Origin of the sequence: Aliidiomarina sanyensis (assembly GCF_003987175.1) — a bacterium.
GTDB lineage: Bacteria > Pseudomonadota > Gammaproteobacteria > Enterobacterales > Alteromonadaceae > Aliidiomarina > Aliidiomarina sanyensis.
This window is the reverse complement of the sequence record NZ_PIPM01000001.1, coordinates 1-15,204: the sequence shown is the minus strand read 5'-3', so window position 1 is coordinate 15,204 and position 15,204 is coordinate 1. Positions and strand designations below refer to the sequence as shown.

Sequence of the window (15,204 nt, the reverse complement as noted above, 5' to 3'; positions counted from 1 at the left end):
ATTCCCAACCCGCTGCGGGATTTTTCATTCTTCGCTTCAAACAGCGGGGCCTAGACGAGCTCAACGGCTAATGCAACCGCCTCACCCCCACCGATACATAATGAAGTCATTCCCTTGTGAAGTTTGCGTTGCTTTAATGCGTGAATCAATGTCACCAACAACCGAGCCCCCGACGCTCCGATGGGATGGCCCAATGCGCACGCTCCACCGTTCACATTCACTTTGCTGGCATCCAAGTTCATATCTTTCAGCGCGATCATCGTGACCATGGCGAATGCTTCATTGATTTCCCACAGATCCACTTGCTCTTTTGACCAACCAGCTTTTTCGAGTGCTTTCTGCATGGCACCCACCGGAGCCATCGTGAATTCCGATGGCTTCTGGGAATGGGTTGCATGAGAAACGATCCGGGCAATCGGTTGCAACCCTTGCGCTTTCGCATCGGATTCACGCATCAGCACAAGCGCCGCGGCGCCATCTGAAATGGAGCTCGAATTCGCAGCGGTCACAGTCCCTTCTTTTGCAAACGCAGGGCGCAGCGATGGGATCTTATCAATTCGAGCCTTGCCTGGCTGTTCATCAATAGCAACGGTCACCTCACCTTTCCGATCTTGATATGTGACCGGGACGATTTCTGCTTCGAACGCACCCGAGGCGATGGCAGCTTGCGCGCGTTCTAACGATCGAATCGCAAATGCATCCATGTCCTGACGCGTGAAGCCATAAGCATCGGCCGTATCTTGGGCGTAACAGCCCATTGCCTTTCCTTCGTAGGCATCTTGAAGGCCATCTAGCATCATGTGATCCAACACCTGGCCGTGCCCCATCCGATATCCTTGACGCGCTTTATCGAGCAAATAGGGAGCATTCGACATACTCTCCATTCCTCCAGCGACCACAACGTCCGCAGAGCCAGCACGAATCAAGTCATGGCCGAACATCACTGCTTTCAAGCCCGAACCACACACTTTGTTAATCGTGGTCGCGCCCGTCCCCAATGGCAGACCTGCTTCAAGCATGGCCTGACGTGCGGGAGCTTGCTTCAAACCGGCGGGCAAGACACACCCCATAATGACCTCGCTAACGCCTTCAGAGGCTACACCCGCTTGCTTGATCGCCGCTTGAATTGCGGTCGCTCCTAGGGTTGGCGCAGTGACAGGACTCAGTTCACCCATAAAACCACCCATCGGCGTCCGGGTCGCACTCACGATTACAATTGCATCGGAACTCATACGGCTCTCCATCCATTCTAAATAAATTAATGTCCCCCCCACTCCCCTCGTCGGAAAGCGCGGTATAAACTGTTTTATAGCCCAGTCTTATGGGCGTAAATATCTCGTACCAGCGACAAGGGTTCCGTTTACGGCAACCTTTGCATCGCACTTTACGTTAACGTAAACTTCATGTTAGCTTAACGCGTATTCAACAAACTTGGCAAGGTGCACATCCGCAATGAACGATGAGTTTGCAATGAATCCCGAGCGCGTGCGTCGGACGCAAGATACCTTTAGTATCGGTGATCTCGCTCGCGAATTCGATGTTACAACCCGGACCATTCGTTTTTACGAGGATCAGGGCCTCATTACGCCCGAACGTCGCGGTCAAACGCGCATCTACAAACAGAAAGACCGTGTTCGCTTGAAGCTTATCTTACGGGGTAAACGACTCGGCTTTACCCTCGCGGAAACACGCACCTTGTTTGATATGTATGACCGTGATGGCAGCAGTGTCAATCAGTTACAAACCATGCTCACCTTAATTGAAGACAAGAAGGCCGCGTTGCGTCAACAACTTGAAGACATCAAGGTTGTTCTCCATGAGTTAAGCGCCGTCGAAAACGGTTGCCGCACCGAACTCGCAACCAAAACATCCCGCAGCGCCAATTAAATCTGTTTAGGAGTCGTTATGTTTAGTACCTACAAACCATTTAATTTCGATTTAGGTGAAACCGCTGATATGTTGCGGGACCACGTAAACGCATTTGCTCGCGATGAAATTGCCCCGCGAGCAGCCGAAATTGATGAGAAGAATGAATTTCCAGCCGATTTGTGGCGCAAATTTGGCGATATGGGATTGCTGGGTATTACGGTACCTGAAGCGTTTGGTGGAGCTGGGATGGGCTACCTTGAACATGTTGTCGCAATGGAAGAAATCAGCCGCGCTTCTGCATCGGTCGGCTTAAGCTACGGTGCTCACTCAAACCTCTGTGTGAATCAAATCAAAATTAACGGCTCACAAGCACAAAAGGAAAAGTATCTGCCGAAGTTGGTGAGTGGCGAACATGTCGGAGCGCTAGCCATGAGTGAACCGAACGCAGGTTCCGACGTGGTGAGTATGAAACTTCATGCCAAGAAAGATGGCGACCACTATATTCTAAATGGCAATAAAATGTGGATCACCAACGGTCCAGATGCAGACATTCTTGTTGTCTATGCAAAGACCGAACCGTCGGCAGGGTCAAAAGGAATCACCGCATTTATCATCGAGAAGGACAATACCCCCGGATTCAGCACCGCGCAGAAGCTCGACAAACTGGGTATGCGCGGTTCGAACACCTGTGAATTAATTTTCGCGGACGCACGTGTCCCCGCTGAGAATATCTTGGGTGAGCTCAACGAAGGAGTGAAGGTGCTCATGAGCGGCCTCGACTATGAGCGAGCCGTTCTTGCAGCAGGCCCCTTGGGGATCATGCAAGCGTGTATGGACGTTGTTGTCCCGTACATTCACGAACGCGAGCAGTTTGGTAAGGCCATTGGTGAATTCCAGTTAGTCCAGGGGAAAGTAGCGGACATGTACACGCAAATGAATGCGGCACGTGCTTATGTCTACGCCGTTGCAAAAGCGTGTGACCGAGGTGAGGCCACGCGCAAAGATGCCGCGGGCGCTATCTTATATGCCGCGGAACTTGCGACAAAAATGGCCCTCGACGCGATCCAGCTACTCGGTGGAAATGGTTATATCAACGAATACCCCACCGGACGCCTCCTCCGAGATGCTAAGCTTTATGAAATCGGTGCAGGAACCTCGGAGATTCGCCGCATGTTAATCGGCCGCGAACTTTTCACCGAATCGAAATAAGATTGAACAAGGAGCTCAGCAGTGGCGATCCTGACCAGTAAAGTAAATGCGCGCGACGAAGCCTTTATCGCAAATGACAAAGCCATGCGAGACGTCATTCGTGATTTGCAAACGAAAGCCGAACAAATCAAACAAGGCGGTGGGAAAAGTTACCAAGAGCGTCATGTGGCGCGCGGCAAACTCCTTGCTCGCGATCGTATTCAACGACTCCTGGATGCGGGTAGCCCGTTTCTTGAAATTGGTCAGTTCGCCGCTTGGGATGTCTATGAAGATTACGTTCCGGCAGCGGGTGTTGTGGCCGGCATCGGCCGCGTAAGCGGTGTGGAATGTATGATTGTCGCAAATGATGCGACTGTGAAGGGAGGGACCTATTATCCCCTCACAGTGAAAAAACATCTTCGCGCTCAAGAAATCGCTGAGCGCTGTCACCTACCCTGTATTTATCTTGTCGATTCAGGCGGTGCCAATTTGCCACGTCAAGATGAAGTGTTTCCAGACCGGGATCATTTTGGTCGCATTTTCTTCAATCAAGCAAATATGTCAGCCAAAAACATTCCGCAGATTGCTGTGGTGATGGGGCTGTGTACGGCCGGCGGCGCATACGTGCCCGCAATGGCAGATGAATCCATTATCGTGAAGGAGCAAGGGACCATTTTTCTTGCCGGACCACCGCTCGTGAAAGCGGCAACGGGTGAGGAAGTCAGTGCAGAGGAACTCGGTGGCGCCGATGTTCACACGCGGATCTCCGGCGTGGCAGACCATTTCGCACTGAATGACGAGCACGCGCTTGAGCTTGCCCGCCGCGCAGTCTCTCGCCTCAATCGTCCCCCAAAAGCCACCCTTGATGTGCAACCAACTAAACCGCCGCGATACGCCGAAGAAGAAATCTATGGCATCGTAGGGACCGACCTTCGCAAGCCCTACGATGTGCGTGAAGTGATTGCCCGAATTGTGGATGACTCAGATTTTGACGAGTTTAAACAAAACTATGGCAACACCCTCGTCACGGGATTCGCACGAATTCATGGCCATTTAGTCGGAATAGTCGCTAACAACGGGATTTTATTTTCCGAATCTGCGCAAAAAGGGGCGCATTTCATTGAGTTGTGTTCACAACGCAAGATTCCTTTAGTGTTTTTGCAGAACATTACGGGCTTTATGGTCGGTAAAAAGTACGAAGCCGAGGGGATCGCGAAACATGGTGCCAAAATGGTGACAGCAGTGAGCTGTGCCAAGGTCCCGAAATTTACAGTCTTAATTGGCGGTAGTTATGGAGCGGGTAATTATGGCATGTGCGGTCGTGCGTATGACCCAACATTGATGTTTATGTGGCCGAATGCGCGTATCTCGGTGATGGGTGGTGAACAAGCCGCAGGAGTCATGGCGCAAGTAACGCGAGACGGCAAGGAACGCAAAGGTGAAACGTGGAGTGTGGATGATGAAAAAGCGTTCAAGCAACCCATCATTGATACCTACGAGCATCAGGGGCATCCTTATTATGCCTCTGCCCGTCTGTGGGACGATGGCATCATCGATCCGGCGCAAACGCGCATGGTGCTTGGGCTCTCAATAAGTGCAGCGTTAAATGCCCCCATTGAGGACACCCGTTTTGGCGTGTTCCGGATGTAAGGAGTGCTCATGACCACCGCTTTTCGTTTTATTACGTTAGAAACAGACAGCCTAGGGGTTGCACGTCTGACGATGAATCGTCCCGACGTTCACAATGCATTTGATGATGTCATGATTGGTGAATTGCGTGCGGCGTTGCGCGCCGTATGCGAGGACAAAACTGCCCGTATCCTTATCCTGCAAGCCAATGGAAAGAACTTCTCGGCAGGAGCCGACTTGCAATGGATGCGCTCCATGGCAGAGAAAAACTATCAAGAAAACTTAGAGGATGCAGGTCAGTTAGGCGCGCTGATGTGGGAACTGGATCACCTTCCCCTGCCAACCATCGCCCTCGTTCAAGGCGCTGCATTTGGGGGTGCCGTCGGACTGGTGGCTTGTTGTGATATGGCTTTTGCCACCACACGGGCTAGCTTTTGTTTGTCTGAGGTCAAGATTGGCCTCATCCCATCTGTGATAAGCCCCTATGTTGTGCGAGCGCTCGGACTGTCTGCGGCACGTCGCTACATGTTGACCGCCGAACGATTCAATGCAGAAACGGCCGAGAAATACGGCCTCATTCACGGAATCATCGAAGCGGGTGATAATGCGCAGCACAGTCTTGAAAATCTTGCTGCCCCCGTTATCCAGGCGCTGTTGCAAAATGGCCCCGCGGCAGTCGCTGCCTGCAAACAATTAATCGATCACGTGAGCAATCACACGCTCGATCAACAGCTTGTCAATGAAACGGCACGTCGAATCGCTGAAATCCGTGTGTCCCCAGAAGGACAGGAAGGTTTGAGCGCCTTTTTAGAGAAGCGGGCCCCGCTGTGGCAACAAAAACAAACGAATGGAACCTCATCATGACCACTGTGACCCCTATCGATAAAATTCTGATCGCGAATCGCGGTGAAATCGCCTGCCGAATCATTCGCACGGCTCGCGAAATGGGTATCAAGACCGTTGCAGTTTATTCGGACGCAGACCGTCACGCGCAGCACGTTCTGCAAGCTGACGAAGCCATTCACATTGGGCAAAGCGCTAGCAGCGAATCCTATTTACGGGCGGATCGTATTATCGCTGCGGCGCAAGCAACCGGCGCTCAAGCCATTCATCCTGGCTATGGATTTCTCTCCGAAAACGAAACCTTTGCAGAACAACTGGCCGAAGCCGGCCTCATTTTTATCGGTCCACCGGTGTCAGCGATTGCCGCGATGGGCTCAAAGAGTGCAGCAAAGAAAATCATGCAGGAAGCCGGTGTGCCCCTAGTACCGGGCTACCATGGAGACGACCAATCGGACGACCTTCTGGCGCAAGAAGCCGAGAAAATCGGTTATCCAGTGCTTTTGAAAGCGGCCTACGGCGGTGGTGGAAAAGGCATGCGGATCGTGAATGCTGCGCATGAATTTAACGAAGCGCTCGCCTCAGCACGGCGTGAGGCGAAAGCGTCTTTCGGTAACGATAAAATGTTGGTCGAAAAATTCATCACACAACCACGTCACGTGGAGATTCAAGTATTCTGTGATCAGCATGGCAACGCATTGTACCTTGCGGAGCGTGATTGCTCCGTGCAACGTCGTCATCAAAAAGTCATTGAAGAGGCGCCAGCCCCCGGCTTTACTCCAGAACTGCGAAAAGCCATGGGTGAAGCGGCAGTTCGTGCAGCACAAGCCATTGATTATGTGGGTGCCGGAACCGTTGAGTTTCTCTTCGATGAAAATGAAGATTTCTATTTCATGGAAATGAACACGCGCCTGCAGGTCGAACATCCAGTGACTGAGATGATTACCGGCATTGATCTAGTGGACTGGCAAATTCGCGTCGCTGCGGGTGATGTCTTACCCCTTGAGCAAGACGATATTGAGCTTGACGGTCATGCATTTGAAGCTCGGATCTACGCAGAGAATGCAGATGAGAATTTTATGCCGAGCACGGGCACGGTCAGCTTCTTACGCCACCCAGAAAATTCACCCTACTCCCGTTGGGATAGCGGAATTATCGAAGGGGACGAAGTGACCGCGTTCTATGATCCCATGATCGCCAAGCTCATCGTCTGGGACGAAGACCGCGATTCAGCGCTCCGTAGACTCCGCAATGCGTTGCGCGACACCCGCATCGCTGGTGTCACAACGAATACGGATTATTTATATCGGATTGCTGATCATGAAGCATTCCGTGCCGGTCGAGTGACCACTCGGTTTATTGAGCAATTTGGCGACACGCTTCTGCAAAAAACGCCGGCTTTACCGCAAAATGAAGCGCTATTTGTTCTCGCGTGCGCCTGGATCCGTTCGCACCAGAACATCTCTTCCAACCCGTGGGGCTTTGCCGATGGGTTCCGGATGAACGCGGAAGCGCGCCAACATGTCGAGTTCCGGATTCCGGGGCACGACGACATTATTTCGATTGATTTTACGCAGCATCGGAATACGTTCTATTGGCGCCAAGAGGAAATTGAAGTCACGTGGGCCGATGATCACGCAATTACTTTGAACGGCAAGCGAATGCGCGTCGACGTCGCCTGCGTGGACGCTCAGTGGACACTATTCACTGACTATGGACGCTTTGATGCGATCAAACATGATGCGGTGGAAGCGCTCATCCATGAAGAGGAGGCCGGCTCACTGACTGCTCCCATGAACGGTACAATCGTTGCGGTGCATGTTGGTGCGGGTGATACGGTCACCGAAGGGCAGGCGTTAGTCATTATGGAAGCGATGAAGATGGAGTACACCATTCGGGCACCATTTGCCGGCACGGTTGAACACGTATACTTCGCGGCAGGTGACCTCGTATCGGACGGCGCGGAACTTCTCAGCCTGTCATCGGACGAATAGAACCGCTGAGTCGGAGGATAAGCTATGGCTCTACCAAAGGATGTCAGAATCGTTGAAGTCGGTCCGCGCGACGGATTACAGAATGAAGCAGCGGTTCCAACCCACGCGAAGATTGCGCTGATTAATGCACTCAGTGAAGCAGGGTATCGCACAATTGAGGCAGGCAGCTTTGTCAGTCCAAAATGGGTGCCGCAGATGGCGGATAGCGGTGAAGTCTTGCGTGGTATTACCCGCACACCGGGGATTCGCTACACAGCCCTGACGCCGAACTTAAAAGGTTTTGAGCTTGCGATGGCCGCAGGGGCAGATGAAGTTGCAATTTTCGGTGCTGCCTCTGAAGCATTCAGTCAAAAGAACATCAACTGTTCGATTGCCGAATCACTTGAACGCTTTGCACCTGTTCTTGAAGCCGCACAAGCGAAAGGCATACCGGTCCGAGGATATGTCTCTTGTGTTTTAGGCTGTCCTTACCAAGGCGAAGTTCCTGTGTCTGAGGTCGTTCGGGTCGCGCAAGCGCTACACGATATGGGGTGCTACGAAATTTCGTTGGGCGATACAATTGGTGTGGGAACCCCTCTGCATGCGCAACGGATGCTGTCCGCAGTGGCTGATGTGGTTCCGATGGACCAACTTGCCCTGCACTTTCACAACACCTATGGTCAGGCTTTAGCTAATTTAGCGGCATGCTTACCCCTCGGCGTGCGTGTCATCGACAGCGCTGTGGCCGGTCTCGGTGGTTGTCCTTATGCACAAGGTGCGAGCGGAAACGTCGCCACCGAGGATGTTCTGTATATGCTCCAAGGGATGGGGATCGAGACTGGGATCGATCTAGAACGAGTGATTCGCGCGGGCTATGCAATTACTCGCGAATTGAACACGACACCTCGGTCACAAGTCAGCATTGCACGCGGTTCACACTAAAAAAATCTACGAGAGTAAATATGACGAGTTCGGCAAAAAAACTGTGGGAACCTTCAAAGGCACATATTGAAAACAGCCAGATGACGCATTTTATGCGCCATGTAGAAGGCCTTGAAGGGGTGCATTTCAATGGCGACTATCATGCCTTCTACCAGTGGTCCGTCGAACAACGCGCGTCGTTCTGGTCGATCCTATGGGATTATTTTGATGTTCAAGGTGAAAAAGGTGAAATCGTTCTGTCCAACGGCGAAAAAATGCCCGGAGCACAATTTTTCCCTGATGCAACCTTAAATTTCGCCGAAAATTTGCTGCGCTTTCGTGACGATCGCCCTGCCGTTGTATTCACCAACGAGCATGGTACGCGCGAGGAAATAACCTATCAGGAACTCTACGTGCGCACGGCGCAACTCGCTGCCGCACTGAAAAAAAATGGTGTGCAAGCGGGTGATCGCGTTGCCGGCATGCTCCCCAATTGCATCGAGACACTGGTTGCGATGCTAGCGACTACAAGTCTGGGTGCAGTCTGGTCGAGTTGCTCTCCTGACTTTGGTGAACAAGGTGTGCTTGACCGATTTGGTCAAGTAGAACCCAAGGTTCTATTTGTGGTCGATGGCTACTTTTATAACGGCAAAACCATTGATGTCACGAACAAAGTAGAGTCCATCCATACCCATTTGACCAGCGTCGAAACGCTGGTGACTATTCCATTCGCGAGCACCCAACGAAAACCTTCAAATTCAGTTGCATGGGCCGATTTCCTCGACCGCGACGCCACTGAAATTGACTTTGTACCGCGCAAATTCAACGACCCACTCTACATTATGTTCAGCTCAGGCACGACCGGAGTACCTAAGTGTATCGTGCATGGGATCGGTGGAACCCTACTGCAACATCTAAAAGAGCATGCTCTGCATACGGATCTGCGCCGCGAAGATACCCTATTCTATTTCACAACCTGTGGCTGGATGATGTGGAATTGGTTGGTTTCTGGCCTCGCTTTAGGAGCGCGGCTTGCCTTGTTCGACGGTTCTCCCTTCTATCCGTCACCGAACGCTATGCCAGATCTTATTGACCGCGAAGGGATTACCGTCTTTGGGACCAGTGCCAAATATTTAGCTGCGTTGGAAAAAGCCGGCGCGAAGCCAGCCCAAACCCATCAGCTCACGTCGCTCCGAGCGGTGTTGACCACAGGGTCCGTATTGGCGCCAGAAAGCTTTGATTATGTCTACCGTGATATCAAAGCCGATCTTTGTTTGAGCTCTATTTCAGGAGGCACCGATATTATCTCTTGCTTTGCCCTTGGGAACCCCATCTTACCCGTGTATCGAGGGCAACTTCAGTGTCGGGGCCTCGGTTTAGCCGTCAGCGTCTATAACGATATGGGCCAGCCAGTCCAAGGGGAAAAAGGCGAATTAGTCTGTGAACAAAGCTTTCCCTGTATGCCCATTGGTTTTTGGAACGATGCAGATGGCAGCAAATACCGTGCAGCCTACTTTGAGCGCTTTGAAAATAGATGGGCACACGGTGATTATGCGGAGTTAACCCCAGAGCAAGGGGTGATCATTTACGGCCGCTCCGATGCAGTCCTTAATCCTGGTGGGGTTCGCATCGGAACAGCAGAAATCTATCGGCAAGTTGAGAAAATCGATGCGGTGCTTGAGAGCATTGCTATTGGCCAACGCTGGGAGGATGACGAACGCATTGTTTTATTTGTCAAACTCAGAGACGGCCTGACGCTCGATGACGCGCTGCGGGAAACAATCAAGAAGACCATCCGAGCCAATGCAACACCTCGACATGTCCCTTCAGTTATTTTGCAAGTGGCCGATATACCGAGAACCATTAGTGGCAAAATCGTCGAGCTCGCAGTTCGTCAGGTAGTTCACGGTGAGATCGTGAAGAATACCGACGCTTTGGCCAACCCTGAAGCGCTCGAGTTTTTTAGAAATCGACCGGAATTGAGCTGATATATCAGAGCAAGAATTGCGTTCTTGCTCTGTTTACGTAATGATGAGACGCCGCTTCATCCTACAATAATAAAGAACATCGATAGATGCGCAAACTGAGAAGACATCGGGAAGCTATCATAGCAGGCCTCACAGGCGTCGTTTTGACGCTTGTCCTGACCTTTTCGCTACGGTTTGCAGACAACCACACCATTCGCGATCAACTCGACGCCGAGCTCTACGCTCTCCAATTTGAAATTCGACGAGAACTCCAATCCCATATGTTTGGATTCACGTGGATTAGTCGCCAAGGCGTAAACGGCCCAAGCTGGGTGGACGAAGGCGAAACCATCACGTCCTACTACCGCCAATTTAGACACCTTTATTGGCTGGATACAGATGGACAGATTAGGAGTGTCTATCCCGCAGGAACAGAACATCCTGTCGCGCTTCCAGACGAGGCGCGGTATTGGTTGCATAAATTTAACCATGGTGTGCGCTATTTAATTGCGGCAGACGGGCTGAGCGACCATCCCGCGGATCTTCTGCTCGTGGTCCCCCAGCGCGAACGAGAGCCTCAAGGGTATTACGCCGGACTCCTCGATACCAACCGCCTCCTTCATCTGATTACGGGGCGGCACATTGTCGAAGGCACGCAGTTCCAAGTTGTCCGGCAGTCTGATGAAGAAATCCTATTTAACCATGGGCGCAATGACATATTACGCGAGGCCTGGTCTGTCGGGCGCGTCTTTCAATTGTTTGGTGAAACTTGGTACCTCGAGCTATGGCCGACACCCGCTCGGCTCCAAGAGATGCGCAGTAAATTACCACTCCTCATCCTGATAGCCGGCCTGTTAGTCACTGCCTTGATCTCATTTGTTCTCTATCTTTTAGGCGTCAGTCGGGTTCGCGAACGCATGTTGCAGGAAGCCAACCGAGAACTCTACGATGAAATTGAAGAGCGCGAGAAAGTTGAACAGCGCGTAGCCTATCTCGCGGAGCATGATCCACTCACCGGCCTTGCGAATCGAAATGCAGTTATCGCACACCTCAAAAGTGAACTCCTTCGTTTACGCGAACAACGTGAACTCATTGGCGTACTTCTGATTGATTTAGACCACTTTAAAGAAGTCAATGACACGCTTGGTCACAACATCGGCGACGCGCTCTTAAAACAAGCTGCAAGCCGCCTATCTGAAATCCAGACCGGGCGTTCCTTGCTCGCACGCTTGGGAGGCGATGAATTTGCCATTCTTGTGGGTGATGTCCATGAACAAAGCGAGCTCGAGCAATTAGCTGATGAAGTGATTCATATCCTCGATACCCCATTTAATGTCGAAGGATACGAAATTTTCATTACCGGCAGTATTGGAATTGCACTGACCCAAACGGGTGAGGAAGACGCCGAGGAAATGATGCGTCACGCGGACACGGCACTCTACCGTGCGAAAGACAAAGGCCGAAACATTTGGCATGTGTATAGCCAAGAACTCCATGATGAGCTCTCTGAACGTCTCGATTTATCGAAGAAGCTGCGCTATGCCATCGAGCAAAACAAGTTAACCGTGTTCTACCAACCGCAAGTGGATATGACGACTCGCAAAATTATTGGGGTCGAAGCGCTCGTTCGTTGGATTGAGGACGATGGGAGCATGATTGGGCCAGACCGATTTATTCCGATCGCAGAAGATTCCGGGTTAATTATCCCAATCTCCGAATTTGTATTACAGACAGCGTGTCGCCAGCTTGCGCGCTGGCGCGATCTTGGCTTCACGGATTTGCGTATGTCGGTGAATATTTCCGGCCGACTCTTCCAGCTTCCTGATCTCACCGAACAAATCTTATATGCAATTCGCAGTGCGGGTATTCCCACTGCGTTTCTTGAGCTTGAATTAACCGAGCAAGTGCTTATCGAGAACAGCAGTTCACACACGCAATTCATGCACGATATGCGCGACAATGGGATCACGCTAGCGATTGACGATTTCGGTGTGGGTTATTCCTCTTTGTCCTATTTAAAGCATTTTCCAATTAACGCGCTCAAAATTGATCGGTCGTTTGTCAAAGACCTACCCGATGACAAAGACGACGCAACCATCACACAAACCATTGTTAGTTTGGCACGCAACCTCGATATTGGGATTGTTGCAGAAGGGGTAGAAACCGAAGAGCAAGCTGAGTTCTTAATTGAACGGGGCTGTACCATTGGCCAAGGCTTCTATTACAGCCGCCCGCTCCCCGCCGATGAAATCACCCAGTTGCTAACGCAGCCAGACGGTCTAATTCCTGTTAAAATAAGCTAACTGTCACTAATTGAATTGATTTGAGGAGTATTTGCTATGGCGGACCAAGCCGTGGAACGCGAAAGTATGGAGTTTGATGTCCTCATCGTTGGCGCAGGCCCTGCCGGATTATCAACAGCCTGCCGCTTAGCGCAACTCGCCCAAGAAAAAGAGCAAGACCTCCAAATCTGTGTCATTGAAAAAGGCTCAGAAGTTGGTGCCCATATTCTTTCCGGTGCGGTCTTTGAGCCCACCGCATTAAACGAGCTTTTCCCCGATTGGAAAGAGCGCGGGGCACCGTTAAACACCCCTGTCACCGGCGATGATATCTATATGCTCAGTGACGGTGAGAAAGGCAAAAAGCTCCCCAACTTTATGGTGCCCAAGACGTTCCACAATGACGGAAACTATATCGTCAGTATGGGTAACGTATGCCGCTGGCTAGCGGAGCAAGCAGAAGCTATGGGCGTTGAGATTTTTCCTGGGTTTGCCGCAGCGCATGTAATTTATGGCGACGATGGCGCCGTTGCGGGTGTGATTACCGGTGATATGGGCGTTAGCGAAACAGGCGAGCCAAAAGATAGTTATATGCCTGGCATGGAGCTGCGCGCCAAGTACACCGTATTTGCTGAAGGGTGTCGCGGGCATCTCGGTAAAGAATTAATCCAAAAATTTGATTTAGATAAAGACGCCACGGCGCAGCACTATGCAATTGGCTTTAAAGAGATCTGGGACGTGCCCGCAGAGCAGCATCAACCCGGTTTGGTCGTCCACACCACAGGTTGGCCGGTCAATGATAATGGAACCGGTGGAGGATACCTTTACCACGCAGAAAATGGGCAGGTGTTTGTTGGTTTAATTATTGATCTGAACTATACCAACCCGCACCTCAATCCATTTGCTGAGTTTCAACGCTATAAAACACACCCAGAAATTCTCAAATATCTGAAGGGTGGCAAACGCGTAAGCTATGGTGCGCGGGCCATCGCGAAAGGTGGCTTCTACTCTTTACCGAAAATGACCATGCCTGGCGCTCTATTGGTCGGTTGTAATGCCGGGACCTTAAACTTTGCAAAAATCAAAGGCAATCACACCGCGATGAAGAGCGGCATGTTGGCTGCCGAATCAATTGCGGCCGCGTTGTTCGCAAATCATGCGCATACCGAGTTAACGGATTACACAGAGCGCTTCAAAAGCTCATGGGTGTACGACGAACTCTATCGGTCCCGTAACTTTGGTCCCGTCATTCACAAATGGGGCATGTGGCTTGGGGGTGCTTACAACACACTGGATCAAAACTGGTTTGGTGGCAAACTGCCCTTCACCATTAAAGATGAGCGGGCCGACCATGAAGGAATGGAACTTGCAGATCAAGCAAAGTCCATTGATTATCCGAAACCTGATGGGGTGATTACCTTCGATCGCAACTCTTCCGTGTATTTGTCCAATACCAATCACGAGGAAGACCAACCGTGTCATTTACAGTTGTCCGATGCATCCATTCCTATTGCGGTAAACCTCGCGAAATATGATGAGCCGGCGCAGCGTTACTGCCCTGCCGGAGTTTATGAAGTGGTCAGCACTGACGACGGAGAAAAGCGGTTTCAGATCAATGCGCAGAACTGTATCCACTGCAAAACGTGCGATATTAAAGATCCGAGTCAGAATATTCGCTGGGTAACACCTGAGGGAACAGGCGGTCCAAATTACCCGAATATGTAACTAAAAGATCCACAATAAACTTCTCAAATAAGGCCCTCGTTTCCAAGGGCCTTATTTTTTTAATACGCCCGATTTTGCATACGGGAAGCATAGTCTCGTGCTGCTGTTGTACGGAGATGATAACGGGGAACCTCTTGACGCCAGAGGTGAATAGGGAGGCTCGCGGCTTCTGCAGGGCCGCATGTACGGTCCATGCGGTCATGAGCTGGCTCCTGCCGAGCTTCAAGCTCTTGAACCTGACGTAACAATTGGCGGAGTTCCCTTACTTCTCGATTGAATTGGGCTTCTCGATTCTGAACATAGGAAGCATAGCTCCGTAACTGCTGGAGTCGATTATTGCATCCAACTGGATCCATATAAGCATTACATTGACGAGCATTTTGTTCCATGATTCTAAGATTGTTTTGAACCGAGCGCAGGTTTTGATGTTTTATTTCCTGATCTGCGGCTTTTCTATGAAGCTCTAGTCCTTGACGTTCAGTTTGGAAGTTCACACCATCCAAGTTTTCGAGGGCGTCAAGACACGCACGTATCATCTGGCGCTGTTCGGACTCAGAGTTTGCCGACACATTACTCGACCACATCACGCAAAGAAGGACGCTGGTGGTCAGGATTAATTTTGATTTTAGTATTTTCATGACATTCCACCTCCAGGTTAAAATTTAGTCCAATCTCGATAAATTCTCCCTGAATTCAGATAATAACCGCAACACTCATGTAATGGGATAGGTCGAAAGGAGGTCAGCTACCGACATGTGGTAGTCTTACTTTTCGACCAAAAAAAGTGAGTTCCAACATGAGTTATCGGCAGCT

Annotated in this window: 11 protein-coding genes; 9 read left to right on the top strand and 2 right to left on the bottom strand. The window is 51.0% G+C overall.

The features are described from left to right. Positions 1-50: 50 nt before the first annotated feature. On the bottom strand, positions 51-1,232 hold the full coding sequence (locus CWE11_RS00055) for an acetyl-CoA C-acyltransferase (RefSeq protein ID WP_126775562.1): 1,182 nt from the start codon (positions 1,230-1,232) through the stop codon (positions 51-53). 220 nt (positions 1,233-1,452) lie between these two features. On the opposite strand from CWE11_RS00055, the gene CWE11_RS00050 reads away from it, so the two are divergent. From CWE11_RS00050 to CWE11_RS00010, 9 genes are all read left to right on the top strand, one after another. Beyond that, positions 1,453-1,887, top strand: coding sequence for a MerR family transcriptional regulator (locus tag CWE11_RS00050; RefSeq protein WP_241971679.1), 435 nt, complete (start codon positions 1,453-1,455; stop codon positions 1,885-1,887). Positions 1,888-1,905: 18 nt separating this feature from the next. Further along, entirely contained in the window at positions 1,906-3,078 is a 1,173-nt protein-coding gene (locus tag CWE11_RS00045; RefSeq protein WP_126775561.1) for an isovaleryl-CoA dehydrogenase, read from the top strand. A 21-nt stretch (positions 3,079-3,099) separates the two neighbouring features. Next, positions 3,100-4,707 (top strand): carboxyl transferase domain-containing protein, encoded by a 1,608-nt coding sequence (locus tag CWE11_RS00040; RefSeq protein WP_126775560.1) that lies wholly within the window; start codon positions 3,100-3,102, stop codon positions 4,705-4,707. Between the two features lie 9 nt (positions 4,708-4,716). Continuing rightward, positions 4,717-5,550: an enoyl-CoA hydratase-related protein gene (locus CWE11_RS00035; RefSeq protein WP_126775559.1), complete on the top strand. Its 834-nt coding sequence runs from the start codon at positions 4,717-4,719 to the stop codon at positions 5,548-5,550. Next, positions 5,547-7,520 carry an acetyl/propionyl/methylcrotonyl-CoA carboxylase subunit alpha gene (locus CWE11_RS00030; RefSeq protein WP_126775558.1) on the top strand — a complete coding sequence of 658 codons (1,974 nt, stop codon included), beginning with the start codon at positions 5,547-5,549 and terminating at the stop codon, positions 7,518-7,520. The genes CWE11_RS00035 and CWE11_RS00030 overlap by 4 nt, the downstream gene beginning before the upstream one ends. A gap of 24 nt (positions 7,521-7,544) precedes the next feature. Further along, complete coding sequence (locus tag CWE11_RS00025) at positions 7,545-8,441, top strand: hydroxymethylglutaryl-CoA lyase (protein ID WP_126775557.1); 897 nt, start codon at positions 7,545-7,547, stop codon at positions 8,439-8,441. 20 nt (positions 8,442-8,461) lie between these two features. Further along, positions 8,462-10,408 carry an acetoacetate--CoA ligase gene (locus tag CWE11_RS00020; RefSeq protein WP_126775556.1) on the top strand — a complete coding sequence of 649 codons (1,947 nt, stop codon included), beginning with the start codon at positions 8,462-8,464 and terminating at the stop codon, positions 10,406-10,408. An 86-nt stretch (positions 10,409-10,494) separates the two neighbouring features. Continuing rightward, positions 10,495-12,690 carry a putative bifunctional diguanylate cyclase/phosphodiesterase gene (locus tag CWE11_RS00015; RefSeq protein WP_126775555.1) on the top strand — a complete coding sequence of 732 codons (2,196 nt, stop codon included), beginning with the start codon at positions 10,495-10,497 and terminating at the stop codon, positions 12,688-12,690. Positions 12,691-12,741: 51 nt separating this feature from the next. Then, the gene (locus CWE11_RS00010; RefSeq protein WP_126775965.1) at positions 12,742-14,391 is read left to right on the top strand and encodes an electron transfer flavoprotein-ubiquinone oxidoreductase; all 1,650 of its coding nucleotides are present in this window, start codon (positions 12,742-12,744) and stop codon (positions 14,389-14,391) included. 59 nt (positions 14,392-14,450) lie between these two features. Here CWE11_RS00010 and CWE11_RS00005 read toward each other — a convergent pair whose 3' ends face one another. After that, complete coding sequence (locus CWE11_RS00005) at positions 14,451-15,029, bottom strand: hypothetical protein (RefSeq protein ID WP_126775554.1); 579 nt, start codon at positions 15,027-15,029, stop codon at positions 14,451-14,453. Positions 15,030-15,204 lie beyond the last annotated feature (175 nt).